Raw genomic sequence first — 19,087 nt, forward strand, 5'->3', positions numbered from 1 at the left:
TGCTGTGAACTGCGCGCTCATCTTATTGGTTGGCATACAGCAAGCGCACCAGTATGGTCGCAAGGTTGGTCTGCGTCGTAGCGTTGTGAACAGGAGTGCCCGTCGCCTGTAAACCATCGGTGTCGATGACAGTCGAATCGCCTTCAATGTTCCAGAGGTGACCATTGGCGGGAAACTGCTTTCGGCCTGTATGGGGTGACTCACTTCCCACCATCTTGGTACAAATGCCCGTGGCTGTCATCGCTTCCGTTGCGTTCTGATTGTATGGATATTCTCGTATCAAGCCGCACGTGTTTGCACCAGCTTCAAGGCTTTCAGGAACGTATTGCAGCACGAAGAAATGATAGGGAGCCGGCAGCCAGTAATTTTCTGTGAGAAGTGCCGCTATACGGCTCTTGTCTCCGCATCCCACGGCGTTGCAATCCGCAAAACTTATCTGATGCGTTTTGTAGGAGGGATAGTGACCGATGGTGCTGCCACTTGAATCGTCCCCCGGATGGTCGGGATGCATGTTGCCCAGCAGGTGTGCAAACGGATAGGTACGTCGAGTTGTCCAATCGTCGCGGCTCGTGATGTTCAGCCATGTTGGTGTGGATGCAGTCGGCGCAAGGCGTGTGGAGTCGTGATAGAGGTCATAGTAAGCGTCTGCTCCAATAGCCGCATTCAATGTAACGATCAGCGTCTTTTCTCCAAGAGGCTGGTCTGTTTTCATGAACGTGGGTAACAGGGCGCGCGATAAAATTCTGCCACCCAAGGAATGACCGGTCACAATCATACGGTTTGCTGTGGGGCCCTTCTGGACAGCGCGAGCAATATCGGCCAAATCGGATGCCATCGTGCCACTTGTGGCGATCGAATCTGCCGCGCGTGCACGGTTCGCGATTGTAAAGACGCTTGCTACTGGCGTTGAGATGCTTTCTCCCCGCCAGCCAACATAAACACCGAGTACCTGCGTATTCGCTTGCCCCGCGCGCGACAGTGCATCCTTGTACCGCGCCAGCATATGGTCGAAATATTTGACGTTCTCGTCGTCGGGGCTGGCGCTATGGTGCCAGCCATGCACGTAGACAGCGACAAACGTTGCTTCTCCCGCGGTATTTGAATTCTCGATTTTCTGCAGGATGGCTTGTAGCTGATTTGGCGCGAACAGTTGGCCCGGTCCCTTGCATGCCTCGCTCTCCAGTTCGCAGTATTCGAGAAAGGCCACGCTGAAGCGCCTTTCCACGCGACCATCGTTGTTCTCCGTAACGCCCGCTTGGGTAGCCGGACAGTCGGCGCGTCGGCCGACTTTATCGATTGTGCATGACCTGGATTGGAAGCCAACTTGTTGATACTGCTTGTCTGGTACGGCACTGCACCCTGCTAAGGTCAGTGAAGTGATGCATGCGCCAAAGATCATCGTGCGTGCGATGTTTCGATACTCTTTAATTTCCCCATTTTTCATTTTTTTGTCGCTCCGTTATCGATCTGTAACACTTCTCAAGTGTGCAGGTCGAGTCCGAGTCACGTTGGCCGCTCCTGCATGATCGAAACATAGTCGATCATTTTTAAAAGTTCCACTCAGGAGATTCCGCACTATCTCTGTACGGAATCGAGTTCAATAGGGCGGTCGACAGACGAACCAGGAGATTTCGGGAATTTCGAGAGAAGGATGTCTACTGGTCGAAGCATAACAAGACGTACCGACACTGGAGATCCGTGGATAATTGTGGCGGCGACTTCGTGGTCTACAGCTAGCCCAAACTCATCAAGCTGGACAAGCCGATCATTCTGAAAATTGACACCGTATGCAGAACCATTCCGGCCGAGCAATGAAAGCGGTCATGACCGTCCTCAAAGTAGTCTTGTCCATAGTCGCCATATACCTCGTTGTTGATATCGTGTGGCTGTTCTTGCCGCGCAACGTGAGGAACGGGATCGTACTTGTCTCGGTCATGAACACGAAGCTGGCGATCTTCGCCATCACGTCGATCATCTTCGGGTTCTACGTGTACCGGCTCGTCAGAAATTTCAACCGTTTCAGCCGAGCGAAGCGCGCAGGCGCCGCGATCGTCACACTCGTTTTTTTCGCATTCGTCTACTTGGTAGGCTATCGCGGAATCATGATTGACCGTACCGATTGTCAGCGCTTCAACTACAACGTCAAGATGGATGGTGGTGTCAAACAGGTCGACGGCATAACCTACATCGTCAACATCTGCGGAAGCGGTGTCCGCAGCAATGGTTTTTTGGGTGATCAGAATGAGCAGGTCAAACTCGTCGTCAGCGAGGCACATGGCTCGACGCTTGCTACGCGACTATTTTTCGTTTTTTGGGACGGCCGGCCGGGTGAGGACTCGACCATCATCCGTAAGAACAAGTTGGTTTATTTCGACGCATCGGATGAGGACGACAGTGAAAGGTCGATCTCGCTGCCACCCACCACGTTCGATTGGGTCGCGGCAAAATTTCCGATTTGGCTTCGCTGAGAATGGTCCCGCCGCCCGGGCGGTCGTTGCGTTGAAGCGGCGCCACCCACGATTCTCGCCGAACCACCCAAGCCAAGAAAGCAGCGGTGATCGCCGTGACCACCCCCGGCGAAACAATCGCCCGAATCAAACACCCGTTCGACGAACCGCCACCGAACCCCGCATCCCCACGCGCCGCCAACACCCGCCCAACCGCGATGTAATGACCAAACCGCAAGACCTAGTGCATAGATATCGTTTGCCGAGCCCTTAATGACTATCGACAATCGTGGCTCGAATTCACCGCCGCGACGCCAGAAGCGCCTTGGCGGCCGGCGCTCGACGGCTATCCCGGCCGTCCGCGCCCACCTGCACACGACGACATGTACGCGTTCACGCCCTCATTCCAAAACCCCGCCGGCTCGCCGATCCGCGAGTTGTTCAAGTACCTGTCCGAACCGGGCATGATTTCCTTCGCGGGCGGCTATCCGGCCAGCGACCTGTTCGACGTCGACGGCCTGAACGCGGCGGCCGAACGTGCGTATGGGCAGCCCATCCGCTGTCTGCAATACGGCCCGACCGACGGCCTCGCCGAACTGAAGCAGCAGCTGATCGCGCTGATGGCGCGTCGCGGCGTCGCGTGCACGCCGGCCGAACTGCTCGTCACGACCGGCTCGCAGCAAGGTCTCGACCTGCTGCTGCGCGTGATGGTGTCGCCCGGCGACGTCGTGCTGACCGAACAACCGGCGTACCCGGCCACGCTGCAGGCGATGCGTTTGCAACAGGCGCGCATCGTGACGATTCCGGTCGACGGCGAAGGCGTCGACGTCGATCGTCTGGCCGAACAACTCGCGTCCGGCGCGATCGCGCAGCCGAAGCTGCTCTACACGGTCCCGACTTTCGCGAACCCGACGGGCGCGACACTGACGCGCAAACGCCGGCTGAAGCTGCTGCGTCTCGCGGTGCAATACCGTTTCCTGATCATCGAGGACGATCCGTACGGCGACCTGCGTTTCGCGGGCGAAGCCGTGCCGTCGATGCTCGCGCTGGCCGGCGAGGTGGATGGCGCGCGCGACTGGCTCGTGCATTTCGCGAGCCTGTCGAAGATCGTCGCGCCGGGGCTGCGCGTGGGCTGGACGATCGCGCCGGCCGAAATCGCGCGGCGCTGCGTGATCGCGAAGCAGACGGTCGACCTGTGCAGCGCGCCGTGGACGCAGGCCACCGCCGCCGAATATCTGGCGGACGGCGCGCTCGAACGCCATCTGCCGCGCATCACGGCCGCGTACCGTCGCAAATGCGACGCGATGTGCGATGCGCTGCGCGACGGCTTCGGCGATGCGATCGAATTCCATCGTCCCGAAGGCGGGATGTTCGTGTGGGCGCGGCTCGGCGCGGTATCGTCGGACGGGTTGCTGCAACAGGCGATCGCCAACAAGATCGTGTTCGTACCCGGCAAGGCGTTCTTCGCGGACAACGTCGATGCGGCGTCGCTGCGCCTGTCGTTCGCCGCGCCGGACGTCGATGCGATCCGGGAAGGCGTCGCGCGTCTCGTGCGCGCGTATGGTGCGGCGCGGGCCGCGTGAGGAGACACCGACATGAATAACACCATCAACGAAACGGCCGCGGTGGGCGCGGCTGCGAACACCGGCGACAAGCGGCCGGCAAAGCATCCGTCGTCGCAGATCAGCGCCGGGCCGCAGTATGTGGCCGACGTGCTCGGCCGCTTCGGCGCGGAGCCGGCGACCGATGCCGGCGATGCGGCGCCGGTCGTGCTCGGCTACAACTGAGCGGCACAACGGCGGCTGCGGCGCATCCGATGCGAGCCGTCGCCGACACAAACGGTTAAGCTTGCGCGATCGAAACACCGACGATCGCCGCCGCCTCATGTCCGACTCGACCTCCGAATCGCTCGCGCAAACCTACGACCGCGTCTGGTCCTGCCTCGAATCCGGCGTGAGCGTACAGCGTTCGCCGTTCACGATGCTGCAGGCGGCGACGCTCGGCCTCGATGGCGCGCCGAAGGTCCGGACGATCGTATTGCGTGAGGTGAGCCGCACCGCGCACGTGCTGTCGTTTCATACCGACGTGCGTTCGGAGAAAGTCGCGGAGTTGCGTCGCGATCCGCGCATCTCGATCGTCGCGAACGATCTCGACGCGCTCGCGCAGATTCGCGCGGAAGGTGTTGCATCGATCTGCGACGACGAAGCGCAACGGCGCGCGATCTGGGCATCGAGCCGCCCGCATACGCTGCTGCTGTATCGCGCGCCGTTGCCGCCCGGCACGCCGATCTACTCACCGGAAGACGCGCATATCGACGACGCCGCCTCAACCGGCGACGGCTACGACAACTTCTGCCTGATCCACATGACGATCACGCGCATCGACTGGCTCGAACTCGCGCACGCCGGCCATCGCCGCGCGGTATTCGACCTGAACGAAAGCGACTACGAAGCCCGCTGGATCGCGCCTTGACGCTGGTCAAGCGCGCTCGATCCACTCAAGGCCGCCCGTCCGACGCGGCCTGGATCATCCACTCGCGCATCACCGCGATCGCGTCGTCGTCGCGACGCTCGGCTGGATACACGAGATAGAACCCCACCGACAGCGGAAACGCGAAATCGAACGGCTTGCACAGCCGGCCTGCTGCGATATCGCGTTCGACCAAAGGCTCGGTCGCGAGCGCGATGCCCTGGCCGGCGACGGCCGCATCGATCGCGAGCGACGTCTGGTTGAAGCGCAGCCCCTTGTGCGGATCGACGTCGACCGGTTCGGGCATCGCGGCGAGGAACTCGGGCCACAGGTCGTGCGCGTCGTGCAGCAGCACCTGCCCGGCGAGCGCGCGCGGCGAAGCCGGCGCGGTCAGCACCGACGGGCTGCACACCGCGCACACGTCGAGCGGGAACAGCGCATGGGTGGCGAGATGCTTGCCGAACGGCGGCTTGCCGTAGCGGATCGCGAGATCGACGCCGTCATGGCGGAACGTCGCGATCTGCGGGTCGGCGATCACGCGCACGTCGTAGTCGGGATGCGCGTCGGTGAACTGCGCGAGCCGCGGAATCAGCCACTTCGACGCGAACGACGGCGTCGTGCTGATCGTCAGCGCGGCGCGCCGCTTCACGAGCTTGTCGGTCGCGTCGGCGATCGCGTGCAGCGCGCGCTGCACGTCGGAGAAATACGCGGCGCCGTCGTGCGTGAGCGAGGGGCCGCGCGGCAGGCGCTCGAACAGCTTCAGGCCGAGCACGTCCTCGAGGTGGCGCACCTGCTGCGCGACGGCGCCCTGCGTGACGCCGATCTCGTCGGCGGCCGCGCGGAAATTGAGGTGCCGCGCGGACACTTCGAACGCGCGAAGCGCATTCAGCGGTGGCAGGCGGGAAGGGCGTGGCGGCATCGTCAGGCTGTAGAAAAACTATCGACTGGCGGCAGAAATACTGGTTCGACAGTGGGAAGCGATGCGCCTACATTACCATCATGGCGCGCCGAATGGCGGCTGCGCGGCGGCAGAATGAGAATGAGGAGCGGATCGTGACTGTAGAAAAAGTGGCGTTGATCACGGCGGCGGGCAAGGGCATGGGCGCGGCGATCGCGCGCGAACTGGCGGCGACGGGCTATCGCGTCGCGCTGATGTCGCCGTCGGGCAGCGCGGTGGCGCTCGGCGACGAACTCGGCGGTTTCGGCATCAAGGGCTCGGTGACCGAAGAGGCCGATATCGACCGGCTCGTGCAGGAAACGGTCGCGCGCTACGGCCGGATCGATGCGGTCGTGAACAACACCGGCCATCCGCCGAAGGGCGAGCTGCTGGCGATCACCGACGACAACTGGCACACGGGGCTCGATCTGATCCTGCTGAACGTGGTGCGCGTGATGCGCCGCGTGACGCCGATCTTCCAGAAGCAGGGCGGCGGCGCGGTGGTCAATATCTCGAGCTTCGCGGCGGACGCACCCGAGCAGCCGATGCCCGTGTCGTCGGCGCTGCGCGCGGCGCTGAGCGCATGGACGCGGCTGTACGCGGAACGCTATGCGGCCGAGAACATCCGGATGAACGCGGTGCTGCCGGGCTTCATCGACAGCTGGCCGGAAACGCCGCAGATCGTCGCGCGCATTCCGGCCGGCCGCTTCGGCAAGACCGGCGAGATCGCGAAGACAGTCGCGTTCCTGCTGTCGGACGGCGCGGGCTACATCACCGGGCAGAACATTCGCGTCGACGGCGCGATCGTCAACGCGCTCTGAGCGCGACACCGGCGAGCGGCCGCGCAAGCGCTGCTCGCCGCGCAGCAGCTACAAACGCGTACAAATCAGACAAATTCGGGATACATCCGACCTTTCAAATGGGCGACGCCGCGTGACATGGGCACGCCGGATTGAAAGCCTGAGCGCGATCCCCCGCGGCATGTTCACTTTCCATTTCACGAAAGGAGATGCCGAACGATGTCTTCCACACCGTTTTCCCCGATGCGTCGCCACCTGCTGGCCACTTCCGTGGCCGCCGGGGTCTCGGCGATGCTGCCCACCGCGCTGCATGCGGCCACCGGCGCGAGCGGCATACGCCCGTTCACCGCCCACATCCCCGATGAAGCCGTGGTCGATCTGCGTCGTCGTATCGTCGCGACGCGCTGGCCGGGCCGCGAGACCGTCGCCGACGAATCGCAGGGCGTGCGGCTCGAGCGCATGCAGGCGCTGCTGCGCTACTGGGGCACCGACTACGACTGGCGCAAGGGCGAGGCGCGCCTGAACGGTTTCCCGATGTTCATCACCGAAATCGACGGGCTCGACATTCATTTCATTCACGTGCGGTCGCGGCACGCAAACGCGATGCCGATGATCATGACGCACGGCTGGCCCGGTTCGATCTTCGAGCTGCTGAAGGCGATCGGCCCGCTGACCGACCCGACCGCGCATGGCGCGAGCGCGGACGATGCGTTCCACGTCGTCGTGCCGTCGCTGCCGGGCTTCGGTTTCTCGGGCCGGCCGACGAAGACCGGCTGGGGCTCCGACCACATCGCGCGAGCGTGGGGCGAGTTGATGGCGCGGCTCGGCTATACGCGTTTCGTGTCGCAGGGCGGCGACTGCGGCTCGGTGATCTCGCACCGGATGGCGATGCAGCGCGTGCAGGGTCTGGCCGGGATTCACGTGAACATGCCGGCGACGGTGCCGCCGGATATCGCGACGCTGCTCGAGATCGATGCGCCCGCGCCGGCTTCGTTGACGCCGAAGGAGAAGGCCGCGTACGAGAAGCTCGCGACGTTCTATCGCGACAATTGCGGCTACTCGGCGATGATGGTCACGCGGCCGCAGACGGTCGGCTATGCGCTTGCCGATTCGCCGTCCGGGCAGGCTGCGTGGATGTACGACAAGATCTCGCAGTGGACGTATAGCGGCGGCGTGCCCGAACGCTCGATTCCGCGCGACGAGATCCTCGACGACATCTCGCTGTACTGGCTGACGAACACCGCGACGTCGTCCGCGCAGATCTACTGGGAGGATCACTCGAACAACTTCAACGCGGTGGATATCTCGCTGCCGGCCGCGATCACGGTGTTTCCCGGCGAGATCTACCAGGCGCCGCGCAGCTGGGCCGAGCGCAGTTATCACAACCTGATCTACTTCAACGAAGTCGACAAGGGCGGGCACTTCGCGGCATGGGAAGAACCGGAACTGTTTGCGCGCGAAGTGCGTGCGGGGTTCCGGCCGTTGCGGCGCGCGTAAGCGGCGTAGTAAGCGCAGTGAATACGGGCCGGCCTGGTGCGCGGCCCGTTTTCGTTTCTGCCGCGCGGCCGCGCCGAAACGTCGTTTTTCTCGCGATTTTTGAATCGCTGTGTGTCGTGTTCGCACACGGATACGTTGAGATACAAAGCCTCCGGATGGTTCGGATATAAAACCGGTGAAGCAATTCACACGGCGGCGCGGCGCCATCCGCTGCCGCCGCGACCGACGACACCCGATTGCCCGCACGTGCCGCGGGCCTCTTTCTTAGCGATCGACAATGGAGAACGAGTCATGACCGATACCGTGAACACCCGCCGCCGCCTGCTCCTGGGCACCACGCTGGCAAGCCTGAGCCTGGCCGACCTCGGCTTCAGCGCGCTCGCGCATGCGCAGTCGGCGCCCGATGCATCGGCGGCGAAGCGCCCGGCCGGCGTCGCGTCGCTGGGTACGATCCACCAGATCGATGCGGGCGTGCTCAACGTCGGTTATGCGGATCTCGGCCCGAAGCAAGGCCCGGTCGTATTCCTGCTGCACGGCTGGCCGTACGACATCTACAGCTACGCGGACGTCGCGCCGCTGCTCGTCGCGGCCGGCTATCGCGTGATCGTGCCGTACCTGCGCGGCTACGGCTCGACGACGTTCCGCTCGGCCGACACGGTGCGCAACGGCCAGCAGGCGGTGACGGCCGTCGACATCGTCGCGCTGATGGATGCGCTGAAGATCGACCACGCGATATTCGGCGGCTACGACTGGGGCGCGCGCACGGCCGACGTCATCGCGGCGCTGTGGCCGCAGCGCGTGAAGGCGCTGGTGTCGGTGAGCGGCTACCTGATCGGCAGCCAGGCGGCGAACGCCAAGCCGCTGCCGCCGCAGGCCGAACTGCAGTGGTGGTATCAGTTCTACTTCTCGACCGAGCGCGGCGAACTCGGCTACGCGCAGAACCGCGACGCGTTCAACAAGCTGATCTGGCAACTCGCGTCGCCGAAGTGGCAGTTCTCCGACGAGACCTACGCGCGTTCGGCCGCATCGTTCCGGAATCCCGATCACGTGGCCGTCGTGATCCACAACTATCGCTGGCGTCTCGGGCTCGCGCAGGGCGAAGCGAAATACGACGACATCGAGCGGCGTCTCGCGGCCGGGCCTTCGATCGCCGTGCCGACGATCACGATGGAAGGCGACGCGAACGGCGCGCCGCATCCGGCCCCGGCCGCGTACGCGAAGAAGTTCACCGGCAAGTACCAGCACCGGACCATTACCGGCGGCATCGGCCATAACCTGCCGCAGGAAGCGCCGCAGGCCTTCGCCGATGCGATCCTGCAAGTGGAGCATCTGTGATGCGGGCCCGCGTGGGGGGATGGCGGCGCGGCGCGCGCCGCGCGTTCGTCGCGGGCGTGCTGCTGGCCGGCGCGTGGTCGGCCAGCGGCCCGGCCGCGTTCGCGGAACAGTCGAAGCCGGCCGCGGCCGCATCGCCGATTTACGGCGTGACGATTCCGCCCGGCTACCGGAAGTGGGAAATGGTCGCGCCGGCCGAAGAGGCCGCACCGCTCGACGAGTTGCGCGTGGTGCTCGGCAATCCGGTTGCGATGCGTGCGCTCGAAAAAGCGACGCTGCCGTTCCCGGACGGCACGATCCTCGTGAAGCTCGCGTACAAGCGCAAGCAGTCCGACGAGTTCGCGCCCGCGACGGTGCCCGGCCAGGCGACGACCGTGCAGGTCATGGTGAAGGACTCGCGTCGCTATGCGGCGACGGGCGGCTGGGGGTTCGGGCGCTTCATCAACGGCGTGCCGGCCGATATCGGCCAGCATCAGACGTGCTTTGCGTGCCATCAGGCGCGGGTCAAGAACCACGATTACGTGTTCACGCGGCTCGCACCGTGACGTGACGCGTGAGCGTGAAGCGGATGGAAAGGCGTGCCCGGCGAGGCACGCCTTTTTTCGTGGTGCGTTGCGTGGCCGGTGTGTATCGCACTGTATCTGCGGCCGTTCCTGAAAAACTGGCATGCAGAAAGCCCGGTTCCGGAAACATGCCGGATACGTGCGCGGGTTCTACTGTCGACATGCAGCAAACGTTCGGTGCCAGGCGTTCGCACCGGATGCCCAGTGCTCGACACCTCAACTTCGTTCAAGGAGAACCTTCATGAAAGCCGCTCGAATCCTCGCCGTTGCCGTCCTCGCCGCCGCCCCCGCGCTGTCGTTCGCCGATACCGGCCACAGCCTCACGCGTGCTGAAGTGCGCGCCGACCTCATCCGTCTCGAGAAGGCCGGCTACAACCCGGCCGGCAGCGAAGCGCACTATCCGGACGACATCGCCGCCGCGGAGAACGCCGTCGCGGCTGCCGAGCAGGTCGCGCGTTCCGACCAGAATGGCCCGTCGAAGTCGCAAGGCGACAACGTGGCCGATGCGTCGACGCCGGCCGGCCATCGCGGTGCCGCGCCGTCGCGCGCCGCACGCTACGCCGCCGACGACCTGTACGCGCATTCGTGATCGGGCGCCGCGCTTGCCGCATGCACGCGCGGCTGCTCGGGCAGCACTTTATTTCAACGACACGATAAGGAAGGGAGCATGACGATGGCCGGTTTGATGAAACGCGTTCTGGTATCCGCCGCGATGATCGGCGGACTGTTCGGTGCGGTCGCGGCGCAGGCCGCGCCGAAGGAAGACCTGAAGGGCACCAACGTCGTGCTCGTGCACGGCGCATTTGCCGACGGGTCGAGCTGGAACCGCGTGATTCCGCTGCTCGAGGCGCGCGGGCTGCACGTGGTGTCGGTGCAGAACCCGCTGAGCTCGCTTGCCGACGACGCGGCCGCGACGAAGCGTACGATCGACGAACAGAAGGGGCCGGTCGTGCTGGTCGGCCACTCGTGGGCGGGCGTCGTGATTAGCGACGCGGGCAACGACGACAAGGTGAAGTCGCTCGTGTACGTCGCGGCGTTCGCGCCGGACAACGGCCAGTCGATCGCCGACGTCACGCAGGGGCTGCCGGCGCCGGCATGGGCTGGCGAACTGCGCAAGGACGCCGGCGGTTTCGCGCGGCTGTCGGACAAGGCGATCGCACAGGATTTCGCGCCGGATCTGCCGCCCGCGCAGCAGCGCATCGTTGCCGCGACCCAGGGGCCGTGGTATAGCGGGTGCATCTCGGAGAAGGTCGCGCAAGCCGCATGGCATGCGAAGCCGTCGACGTTCGTCGTCGCGACGCACGACCGGATGATCGATCCGACGCTGCAAGAAGCGATGGCGAAGCGGATCGGCGCGACGGTCGCGCGCGTGAACGCGAGCCACGTCGCGATGCTGAGCCAGCCGAAGGCCGTGGCCGACGCGATCATCGCCGCCGCCGAGCGCGCGAAGCAGGATACGCAGTGAGCGAATGCGGCGCCGCGCTTTCGTGACGAAGCGCGGCGCCGCGCGTGATTGTGATGTCTTTTCAGCAGGAGAAGTCATGACCGAACTCTGGCAACTGCCGGCGACCGAACTCGCGAAACGCGTGCGGCAGCGTGACGTGTCCGCGCGCGAAGTGGCGGACGCCGTGCTCGATCGTCTCGATGCGGTGAATCCGGCGATCAACGCGGTGATCGAACACCGCCCCGACGACGTGCGGCGACAGGCCGACGAAGTCGATCGCGCGATCGCGCGCGGCGACGATCCGGGGCCGCTCGCGGGCGTACCCGTCACCGTGAAGATCAACGTCGATCAGGCCGGCTTTGCGACGACCAACGGCACGCGCCTGCAGGAAAACCTGATCGCGCCGGCCGACAGCCCGGTGGTCGCCAACATCCGCAAGGCCGGCGGAGTGCTGCTCGGCCGCACCAATTCGCCGACGTTCGCACTGCGCTGGTTCACGTCGAATCGCGTGCATGGTCCTACGCGCAATCCGCGCAATGCGTCGCTGACGCCGGGCGGATCGAGCGGCGGCGCGGCGGCGGCCGTAGCAGCCGGGATCGGACCGCTCGCGGTCGGCACCGACATCGGCGGCTCGGTGCGCTACCCGGCCTATGCGTGCGGCGTGCATGGAATCCGGCCGTCGCTCGGTCGCGTGCCGGCATTCAATGCGTCGTCGCCCGAGCGGGCGATCGGCGCGCAACTGATGTCGGCGGCCGGGCCGATCGCGCGCACGATCGACGATCTCTCGCTTGCGCTGCGGGCGTTCTCCGCACCGGACCCGCGCGATCCGTGGCACGTCGCGGTGCCGTTCGACGGGCGTGAGGTGCCGAGGCGCGCGGCGCTGTGCGTGCGTCCGCGCGGCCTGGAGGTCGTGCCCGAAGTCGAGACCGCGTTGCGCGATGCCGCGCGCCGGCTCGTCGATGCCGGCTGGACCGTCGACGAGATCGACGATACGCCGCCGATGCGCGAGGCCGCGCTGCTGCAGGAACAGCTGTGGCTCGGCGATGGCTTCGACGCGCTGGCGAACTCGGTCGAGCAGGATGGTGATCCGGGCGCGGCTGCGGTGATCGCCGCCGTGCGCGGCAAGGTGTGCGATCTGCCGGCCGACGTGATCAGCCGCGCGCTGGTCCGACGCACGACGTTGACGCGCGAGTGGCGGCTGTTTTTCGATGAATATCCGGTGTTGCTGCTGCCGGTTTCGTCGGAACTGCCGTTTCCGGACGATCTCGACCGGCAAGGGCCGGACGGGTTCGAGCGCGTATGGGAAGCGCAGCTCACGTTGCGCGCGCTGCCCGCGATGGGGCTGCCGGGGCTGGCCGTCACGACGTCGATCGTGAACGGCGTGCCGGTGGGCGTGCAGGTGGTCGCCACGCATCATCGCGAGGATCTGTGTCTGCTCGCGGGGCGCGATATCGAGGCGCGTGGTGCGCCGGTTACGGTGGTCGACCCGGTGGTGTGACGTACTGAAGAACACGTGCATCGGCGAGGCGCGGTGGCTTCGTCGGTGCATCGCGTGATCCGTTCCATTTCGGACTCCATGACGACGCGCCGCATGCCGCGCCGATCGTCTCTCTCGCTTCCTTTCAAATCCCTTCGATGCACGACATCGAACGGCCCCCGTCCTCCATTGCCATCTCGCCAGCGACCGCGCATCGATAGCGCGCGTCTGCTATTGCATTCCCCGCGGCGCTGATTAGGAAATGAATTTTTATTGGTTCTGCTTCCCCGACCGCACTCGCATAGTGGCGCTGACGGCTATAGACAGCACGCAAGCTGCAACAGCCGCATTCCCGGTGTCTTTGTTCATACGAATCTGAGAATACAAGGAAGTGTCATGACGGTTGAACTGGAAGAACGAACCGCCGCCCAGCAGGCGCTGGAAGACGCGCGCACAACGGCCGTGGCGGCCGGCACGCCCTACGCGGGCGGCGTTGCGCCGGAAGCCGCGTGGGCGTTGTTCACGGCGGGCGACGCAGTGCTGGTCGACGTGCGCACGGCCGAGGAACGGAAATTCGTCGGTTACGTGCCGGAGTCGCTGCACGTGCCGTGGGCGACCGGTACGAGCCTGACGCGCAACCCGCGCTTCGTGCGCGAACTGGAAGCGAAGACCGGCAAGGATGCGGTCGTGCTGCTGCTGTGCCGCAGCGGCAACCGCTCGGCGCAGGCGGCCGAGGCTGCCACGAAGGGTGGTTTCACGCAGGTGTTCAATGTGCTCGAAGGCTTCGAGGGCGACCTCGACGAGCGGCAGCATCGCGGCGGCCACAACGGCTGGCGCTTTCGCGGCCTGCCGTGGGCGCAGGATTGATTCACGGCCGTTACGGGGAGAAAGCAGCATGGCCGCATTCGATATCGACGACATCGTTCAATCGCTGCAGACGGTGCGCCGCGCATGGCGCGAAAAACAGCGGCGCTCGCTCGAACCGGGCGGGCGCGATTTGCCGGCGCGCGAGGCGCTCGCGCAGATCGTCGGCGCGCTGAAGGGGGTGCTGTTCCCGATGCGGCTCGGGCCCCCCGACCTGCGGCAGGAAAGCGAGAACTTCCACGTGGCTCACGCGCTCGACGCGGCGCTGAACGCGCTGCTCACGCAGGTGACGCTCGAATTGCGTTACGCGGCGCGCCAGCGTAACGCCGACGGGCCGGTAGACAACCTCGGCGAAGTCGCGTCGAAGGCCGTGCAGGCGTTCGCCGCACGCTTGCCGGAGATTCGCCGCCTGCTCGACAGCGACGTGCTCGCGGCCTTCCACGGCGATCCGGCGGCGGGCAGCGTCGACGAGGTGCTGCTGTGCTATCCGGGCATCCTCGCGATGATCCACCACCGGCTCGCGCACGAGCTGTACGGGCTCGGCCTGCCGCTGCTCGCGCGGATCATCGCCGAGCAAGCGCATGCGGAAACCGGCATCGACATCCATCCGGGCGCGCGCATCGGCGCGGGGTTCTTCATCGACCACGGCACGGGCGTCGTGATCGGCGAGACGGCGATCATCGGCGAGCGCGTGCGCGTGTATCAGGCCGTCACGCTCGGCGCGAAGCGCTTCCCGCGCGATGCGGACGGCCATCTGGAGAAAGGGCTCGCGCGCCATCCAATCGTCGAGGACGACGTGGTGATCTATGCGGGCGCAACGATTCTCGGCCGCGTGACGATCGGGCGCGGCGCGGTGATCGGCGGCAACGTGTGGCTCACGCAGGACGTGCCGGCCGGCGAAAACGTCACGCAGGCCGTGCTGCGCAGCGAAGCGAACGCCGCGCCGCGCACGGCGGCGCGCGTCGCCTAGGAGGCGCGATGAGCGACCTCATCCATCACTTCGGCGCCACCGTGCGCAAGCTGCGCGAAGCGCGCACGTGGTCGCAGGAGCAACTGGCCGAGCACGCGGGGCTGAACCGCTCGTATGTCGGCGAGATCGAGCGCGGCGAGGCGATCGCATCGATCGTCACGGCCGACAAGATCGCGCGCGCATTCGACGTGTCGATCTCCACGCTACTGCCGAGCGCGTACGTCACCTGAGGCCGCCCCCCATCGTTTTCCCCCTTCGGGTGCACGACCTGACGGCTATAGCATGTTGAGCCGGCAGGGGCGTGCTTCCGATAATCACCCAGCGTCATAAGCAATCCCGTTTTTCATCTTAAGAACCCGGAGCCACACATGTCGACCGTTGCAAGCGGCACGGCCGCGCTGAGCGATCACGCCGCCCGCCAACTAGCGAACGCTACCAAGACCGTCCCGCAGCTTTCCACGATCACGCCGCGCTGGCTGACCCATCTGCTGCAATGGGTGCCGGTCGAGGCCGGCATCTACCGCCTGAACCAGGTGAAGAACCCGGAAGCGGTGCGCGCCGCGTGCACGCAGCTCGAAGACGAAAGCGTGCTGCCGCAGACCTTCGTGCCGTACGAGGAACAGCCGCGCGAATACTTCCTGAACGCGGTGAGCACGGTGCTCGACGTGCATACGCGGATCTCCGATCTTTACAGCAGTCCTCATGACCAGATCAAGGAACAGCTGCGCCTGACGATCGAGACGATCAAGGAACTGCAGGAAAGCCAGCTGATCAACAATCCCGATTACGGGCTGCTCGCGAACGTGACCGACGAACAGCGGATCTTCCCGCTGACGGGCGCGCCGACGCCGGACGATCTCGACGAGCTGCTGACGAAGGTGTGGAAGGAGCCGGCATTCTTCCTCACGCACCCGCTCGCGATCGCCGCGTTCGGCCGTGAATGCACGCGACGCGGCGTGCCGCCGCCGACGGTCAGCCTGTTCGGCTCGCAGTTCCTCACGTGGCGCGGCATTCCGCTGATTCCGTCGGACAAGGTGCCGGTCGCGGACGGCAAGACCAAGATCCTGCTGCTGCGCGTCGGCGACAAGCGCCAGGGCGTCGTCGGCCTGTATCAGCCGGGCGTCGCGGGCGAGCAGGGGCCGGGCCTGTCGGTGCGCTTCATGGGGATCAACAACCAGGCGATCGCGTCGTACCTGATCTCGCTGTATTGCTCGCTCGCGATCCATTCTCCGGATGCGCTGGCTGTCCTCGATGACGTCGAAATCGCCAAGTTCCATGACTATCCCGACACCTACCGTTAATCCCGGCCTGGCCGGCGGCGACGCGCACGCGTTGCCGCATGCGCCGCTGCCGGCCGGCTTGCCCGACCCGGCGACGCTCGCGCGGCTCGCGTCCGAGTTCTTCGCGACGCCGCCCGGGCAGGCCACCGCGCCCGGGCTGTCGGCCGGCAGCGGTGCGGTTGGCGGCGTGCCGTCGGCCTTGCCGGCCGCGGCGCCGATTCTCGCGGCGGTGAGCAACCCGGTGCCGGGCGGCTCGCCGCTCGCGGGCCCGGGCGGCGCGGGCACCGGCGTGCCGGGTCTTGCGTTGCCGCAAGGCAAGGTACCGGGCGCGAACCTCGCGCCGTCCGCGCCGACGCACGTGCTGTCGCTCGGCAACCGCGCACCCGCGCTCGCGCCGCATGCGGCCGCGCAGAACGGGCTGCCCGACAACGCGGTGTCGATCGCGCCCGCGCTCGAACCGCGTGTCGGCGGCGCGGCGCTCGGCGTGCCGCAGGTGAATACGCCGGCACCGGAAAGCGCGGCGAAGACGTCGCCGTACTACTTCACCGACGGTTCGCTGCAAGGCTGGCAGGCGACGCCGCAGGACATCGTCGTGCCGTCGAACGGGCTGGCGTCGCCGGAAGCGTTCGGGTTGCCGGACGACGACGCGCTGCGCGAACTGCTCGCCGTGCATCGCGACGTGCCGGTGTCGCGTGCATCGGGCGCGGATGTGCCGCGGTATTTCATCGACGACGCGCACGCAGCCGAGCCGCAAAGCCAGCTGTATCGCGGCGCGCATCCGCCGTTCGACGTGAACGCGATCCGCCGCGATTTCCCGATCCTTCAGGAGCGCGTGAACGGCAAGCAGCTCGTCTGGTTCGACAACGCGGCGACGACGCACAAGCCGCAGGCCGTGATCGACCGCCTCGCATACTTCTACGCACACGAGAACTCGAACATCCACCGCGCGGCGCATGCACTGGCCGGCCGCGCGACGGATGCGTACGAGCATGCGCGGGAAACGGTGCAGCGCTTCATCGGCGCATCGTCGCCGGACGAGATCGTGTTCGTGCGCGGCACGACCGAGGCGATCAACCTGATCGCGAAGACGTGGGGCGTGCAGAACGTCGGCGAAGGTGACGAGATCGTCGTGTCGCATCTCGAGCATCACGCGAACATCGTGCCGTGGCAGCAGCTTGCCGCGGTCAAGGGCGCGAAGCTGCGTGTAATTCCGGTCGACGATTCGGGGCAGGTGCTGCTCGACGAATACCGGAAGCTGCTCAACGATCGCACGAAGATCGTGTCCGTCACGCAGGTGTCGAACGCGCTCGGCACGGTCGTGCCGGTGAAGGAGATCGTCGAACTCGCGCATCGCGCGGGCGCGAAGGCGCTCGTCGACGGTGCGCAGTCGATCTCCCACATGCGTGTGGACGTGCAGGCGCTCGATGCGGATTTCTTCGTGTTCTCCGGACACAAGATCTACGGGCCGACCGGGATCGGCGTCGTGTACGGCAAGCGCGCGATCCTCGACGACATGCCGCCGTGGCAAGGGGGCGGCAACATGATCGCGGACGTGACGTTCGAGCGCACGGTGTTCCAGCCGCCGCCGAACCGCTTCGAAGCCGGCACCGGCAACATCGCGGATGCGGTGGGGCTCGGCGCGGCGCTCGACTATGTGAACCGCATCGGCATCGAGAACATCGCGCGCTACGAGCACGATCTGCTTGCGTATGCAACGAGCGTGCTCGCGCCGGTGCCGGGCGTGCGGCTCGTCGGTACCGCGCGCGACAAGGCGAGCGTGCTGTCGTTCGTGCTGAAGGGCTATGAAACCGAGGAGGTCGGGCAGGCGCTGAACGAAGAGGGCATCGCGGTGCGCTCGGGGCATCACTGCGCGCAACCGATCCTGCGGCGTTTCGGGCTCGAGGCCACGGTGCGGCCGTCGCTCGCGTTCTACAACACGTGCGATGAAGTCGATGCGCTGGTGAGCGTCGTCAGGAGACTGGCGGCGCGGCGTTGATGTTTTCGTTGCGCTGACGTCGATGTTGCCCGCTTGCGGCGGCCTTTGCGGGCCGCCGCAAGCGTTTTTATGCTACCCGGTTAGAAACGCACGACCGGCTTCTGCTCGACGCTGAAGCCGTCACGCAGCACACTGGCCGAATCCGCGAAATAGCGGCGGATTTCCGACAGCAGATCGGTGTTGCCGCGCCGGCAGAACACCACGCCCGATCCTTCCTCCGTCAACAGCTCATCGATCAGCGATTCGGGTTGCCCGATATCGGCGAGATGGACGTTCTGCACGCCGTGCGCGAGCGCATCGAGCGCGTCGCGTACGCACGGCGCCGCGTCGGCGGCTGGATGTTCGGCGAGCCATTGCTCGAGTTCCGCGATGCCGTACAGACCGGCAAGCTCGCCGAGTTCGCGCAGCCATGCACTGTCGACCATCATCACCAGCGTGACGGCGCCCGTGCGTTGCGCGAACAGGCTGCCGAGCCGTTCCGGGCGCAACAGCCGGTCGTGGCCCGCGTCGTCCGGTGCGACCGGCATCACGACGGGCACCAGTCCATTGTCGAGAAACGCGTTCAACGCAGCGCTGTCGAATCGTGCGATCGCGCTTGTGCTCGCGTGGTCGGGTTCAGCGCAGGCAACCAGCAAGCCGCCGTCGTGACCGTCGACATCGATCGCCCGGGCGCCGTGGCTGCCGATCAGGCGCACCAGTTCATGATTGATGCCGGTCATGGCCGCATGCACGGTGTGGACCGATTGCGTGCCGGACGCGGTCGGGATGCTTTGGATCACGATCGGACGGATGCCGGTGAGTGCGAGCAGCGCGACATCCTGTGCGAAGGCGGAGCGCGCGTGGGCGTCGCTCGCGGCACCGCCGTCGACGATGACGACGGTCTGTCCGTGCAGCGCCTGCATGAAAGGCAGCGCGCGGGTCAGGCCGGCCACGCGTCGGGTGGGAGTATCAGGGTCTGGGAACATGGGAATCGGAAATGATGGAGGGAATGCCTGCCGTTGCACGATGTCG

The 19,087-nt window shown here is 65.7% G+C and carries 19 protein-coding genes; 16 read left to right on the forward strand and 3 right to left on the reverse strand.

What is annotated here, in order from left to right; genetic code table 11:
* Positions 1 to 22: 22 nt before the first annotated feature.
* Positions 23 to 1,444: a hypothetical protein gene (locus tag HWX76_RS24040; protein WP_176016443.1), complete on the reverse strand. Its 1,422-nt coding sequence runs from the start codon at positions 1,442 to 1,444 to the stop codon at positions 23 to 25.
* Positions 1,445 to 1,823: 379 nt separating this feature from the next.
* Here HWX76_RS24040 and HWX76_RS24045 point away from each other — a divergent pair, with 379 nt between their 5' ends.
* The 4 genes from HWX76_RS24045 (at position 1,824) to HWX76_RS24060 (ending at position 4,919) form a co-directional block, all read left to right on the forward strand.
* The gene (locus HWX76_RS24045) at positions 1,824 to 2,468 is read left to right on the forward strand and encodes a hypothetical protein (RefSeq protein ID WP_244138009.1); all 645 of its coding nucleotides are present in this window, start codon (positions 1,824 to 1,826) and stop codon (positions 2,466 to 2,468) included.
* A gap of 362 nt (positions 2,469 to 2,830) precedes the next feature.
* Complete coding sequence (locus tag HWX76_RS24050) at positions 2,831 to 4,030, forward strand: PLP-dependent aminotransferase family protein (RefSeq protein WP_176016445.1); 1,200 nt, start codon at positions 2,831 to 2,833, stop codon at positions 4,028 to 4,030.
* Positions 4,031 to 4,042: 12 nt separating this feature from the next.
* Positions 4,043 to 4,234: a hypothetical protein gene (locus tag HWX76_RS24055; RefSeq protein ID WP_124638385.1), complete on the forward strand. Its 192-nt coding sequence runs from the start codon at positions 4,043 to 4,045 to the stop codon at positions 4,232 to 4,234.
* Between the two features lie 97 nt (positions 4,235 to 4,331).
* Positions 4,332 to 4,919 carry a pyridoxamine 5'-phosphate oxidase family protein gene (locus HWX76_RS24060; protein ID WP_176016446.1) on the forward strand — a complete coding sequence of 196 codons (588 nt, stop codon included), beginning with the start codon at positions 4,332 to 4,334 and terminating at the stop codon, positions 4,917 to 4,919.
* Positions 4,920 to 4,944: 25 nt separating this feature from the next.
* Here the strand turns inward: HWX76_RS24060 and gcvA are convergent, their stop codons facing one another.
* Positions 4,945 to 5,835 carry a transcriptional regulator GcvA gene (gcvA, locus tag HWX76_RS24065; protein WP_176016447.1) on the reverse strand — a complete coding sequence of 297 codons (891 nt, stop codon included), beginning with the start codon at positions 5,833 to 5,835 and terminating at the stop codon, positions 4,945 to 4,947.
* 134 nt (positions 5,836 to 5,969) lie between these two features.
* Between gcvA and HWX76_RS24070 the strand changes: the two genes are divergently transcribed.
* The 12 genes from HWX76_RS24070 (at position 5,970) to HWX76_RS24125 (ending at position 18,076) form a co-directional block, all read left to right on the forward strand.
* Positions 5,970 to 6,674 carry an SDR family oxidoreductase gene (locus HWX76_RS24070; protein WP_124554383.1) on the forward strand — a complete coding sequence of 235 codons (705 nt, stop codon included), beginning with the start codon at positions 5,970 to 5,972 and terminating at the stop codon, positions 6,672 to 6,674.
* Positions 6,675 to 6,872: 198 nt separating this feature from the next.
* The gene (locus tag HWX76_RS24075; RefSeq protein ID WP_176016448.1) at positions 6,873 to 8,150 is read left to right on the forward strand and encodes an epoxide hydrolase; all 1,278 of its coding nucleotides are present in this window, start codon (positions 6,873 to 6,875) and stop codon (positions 8,148 to 8,150) included.
* 291 nt (positions 8,151 to 8,441) lie between these two features.
* Positions 8,442 to 9,485 (forward strand): alpha/beta hydrolase, encoded by a 1,044-nt coding sequence (locus HWX76_RS24080; protein WP_050017258.1) that lies wholly within the window; start codon positions 8,442 to 8,444, stop codon positions 9,483 to 9,485.
* Positions 9,485 to 10,027: a cytochrome P460 family protein gene (locus HWX76_RS24085; RefSeq protein ID WP_050017257.1), complete on the forward strand. Its 543-nt coding sequence runs from the start codon at positions 9,485 to 9,487 to the stop codon at positions 10,025 to 10,027. Before HWX76_RS24080 ends, HWX76_RS24085 begins: the two co-directional genes overlap by 1 nt.
* Positions 10,028 to 10,286: 259 nt before the next feature.
* Positions 10,287 to 10,634: a DUF4148 domain-containing protein gene (locus HWX76_RS24090; RefSeq protein WP_050017256.1), complete on the forward strand. Its 348-nt coding sequence runs from the start codon at positions 10,287 to 10,289 to the stop codon at positions 10,632 to 10,634.
* Between the two features lie 84 nt (positions 10,635 to 10,718).
* Positions 10,719 to 11,510 (forward strand): alpha/beta hydrolase, encoded by a 792-nt coding sequence (locus tag HWX76_RS24095; protein ID WP_050017286.1) that lies wholly within the window; start codon positions 10,719 to 10,721, stop codon positions 11,508 to 11,510.
* A gap of 76 nt (positions 11,511 to 11,586) precedes the next feature.
* On the forward strand, positions 11,587 to 12,987 hold the full coding sequence (locus HWX76_RS24100; protein WP_176016449.1) for an amidase family protein: 1,401 nt from the start codon (positions 11,587 to 11,589) through the stop codon (positions 12,985 to 12,987).
* A 375-nt stretch (positions 12,988 to 13,362) separates the two neighbouring features.
* A complete protein-coding gene (locus tag HWX76_RS24105) occupies positions 13,363 to 13,833 on the forward strand; it encodes a rhodanese-like domain-containing protein (protein WP_050017254.1) in 471 nt (156 codons plus the stop codon).
* Between the two features lie 28 nt (positions 13,834 to 13,861).
* Positions 13,862 to 14,800, forward strand: coding sequence for a serine O-acetyltransferase EpsC (gene epsC / locus HWX76_RS24110; protein WP_050017253.1), 939 nt, complete (start codon positions 13,862 to 13,864; stop codon positions 14,798 to 14,800).
* 8 nt (positions 14,801 to 14,808) lie between these two features.
* Positions 14,809 to 15,030, forward strand: a complete 222-nt coding sequence (locus HWX76_RS24115) for a helix-turn-helix transcriptional regulator (RefSeq protein WP_050017252.1) — start codon at positions 14,809 to 14,811, stop codon at positions 15,028 to 15,030.
* 138 nt (positions 15,031 to 15,168) lie between these two features.
* On the forward strand, positions 15,169 to 16,101 hold the full coding sequence (locus HWX76_RS24120) for a family 2A encapsulin nanocompartment shell protein (RefSeq protein WP_050017251.1): 933 nt from the start codon (positions 15,169 to 15,171) through the stop codon (positions 16,099 to 16,101).
* A complete protein-coding gene (locus HWX76_RS24125; protein ID WP_124630873.1) occupies positions 16,076 to 18,076 on the forward strand; it encodes a family 2A encapsulin nanocompartment cargo protein cysteine desulfurase in 2,001 nt (666 codons plus the stop codon). Before HWX76_RS24120 ends, HWX76_RS24125 begins: the two co-directional genes overlap by 26 nt.
* Before the next feature lie 80 nt (positions 18,077 to 18,156).
* On the opposite strand, the gene HWX76_RS24130 is transcribed toward HWX76_RS24125, so the two are convergent.
* Positions 18,157 to 19,041, reverse strand: coding sequence for an acetylglutamate kinase (locus HWX76_RS24130; protein ID WP_176016450.1), 885 nt, complete (start codon positions 19,039 to 19,041; stop codon positions 18,157 to 18,159).
* Positions 19,042 to 19,087 lie beyond the last annotated feature (46 nt).

The organism is Burkholderia sp. BCC0398 (genome assembly GCF_902833245.1).
In the GTDB taxonomy this organism is placed as follows: Bacteria; Pseudomonadota; Gammaproteobacteria; order Burkholderiales; family Burkholderiaceae; genus Burkholderia; species Burkholderia sola.

Excerpts from the sequence above, each read along its gene's own strand:
- HWX76_RS24055 (WP_124638385.1), top strand. The coding sequence starts at position 4,043 with ATGAATAACACCATCAACGAAACGGCCGCGGTGGGCGCGGCTGCGAAC.
- HWX76_RS24125 (WP_124630873.1), top strand. The coding sequence starts at position 16,076 with ATGACTATCCCGACACCTACCGTTAATCCCGGCCTGGCCGGCGGCGAC.
- HWX76_RS24115 (WP_050017252.1), top strand. The coding sequence starts at position 14,809 with ATGAGCGACCTCATCCATCACTTCGGCGCCACCGTGCGCAAGCTGCGC.
- HWX76_RS24050 (WP_176016445.1), top strand. The coding sequence starts at position 2,831 with ATGTACGCGTTCACGCCCTCATTCCAAAACCCCGCCGGCTCGCCGATC.
- HWX76_RS24075 (WP_176016448.1), top strand. The coding sequence starts at position 6,873 with ATGTCTTCCACACCGTTTTCCCCGATGCGTCGCCACCTGCTGGCCACT.
- HWX76_RS24045 (WP_244138009.1), top strand. The coding sequence starts at position 1,824 with ATGACCGTCCTCAAAGTAGTCTTGTCCATAGTCGCCATATACCTCGTT.
- HWX76_RS24040 (WP_176016443.1), bottom strand. The coding sequence starts at position 1,444 with ATGAAAAATGGGGAAATTAAAGAGTATCGAAACATCGCACGCACGATG.
- HWX76_RS24130 (WP_176016450.1), bottom strand. The coding sequence starts at position 19,041 with ATGTTCCCAGACCCTGATACTCCCACCCGACGCGTGGCCGGCCTGACC.
- HWX76_RS24100 (WP_176016449.1), top strand. The coding sequence starts at position 11,587 with ATGACCGAACTCTGGCAACTGCCGGCGACCGAACTCGCGAAACGCGTG.
- HWX76_RS24085 (WP_050017257.1), top strand. The coding sequence starts at position 9,485 with ATGCGGGCCCGCGTGGGGGGATGGCGGCGCGGCGCGCGCCGCGCGTTC.
- HWX76_RS24095 (WP_050017286.1), top strand. The coding sequence starts at position 10,719 with ATGGCCGGTTTGATGAAACGCGTTCTGGTATCCGCCGCGATGATCGGC.
- HWX76_RS24120 (WP_050017251.1), top strand. The coding sequence starts at position 15,169 with ATGTCGACCGTTGCAAGCGGCACGGCCGCGCTGAGCGATCACGCCGCC.
- HWX76_RS24105 (WP_050017254.1), top strand. The coding sequence starts at position 13,363 with ATGACGGTTGAACTGGAAGAACGAACCGCCGCCCAGCAGGCGCTGGAA.
- HWX76_RS24090 (WP_050017256.1), top strand. The coding sequence starts at position 10,287 with ATGAAAGCCGCTCGAATCCTCGCCGTTGCCGTCCTCGCCGCCGCCCCC.
- gcvA (WP_176016447.1), bottom strand. The coding sequence starts at position 5,835 with ATGCCGCCACGCCCTTCCCGCCTGCCACCGCTGAATGCGCTTCGCGCG.
- HWX76_RS24080 (WP_050017258.1), top strand. The coding sequence starts at position 8,442 with ATGACCGATACCGTGAACACCCGCCGCCGCCTGCTCCTGGGCACCACG.
- HWX76_RS24060 (WP_176016446.1), top strand. The coding sequence starts at position 4,332 with ATGTCCGACTCGACCTCCGAATCGCTCGCGCAAACCTACGACCGCGTC.
- epsC (WP_050017253.1), top strand. The coding sequence starts at position 13,862 with ATGGCCGCATTCGATATCGACGACATCGTTCAATCGCTGCAGACGGTG.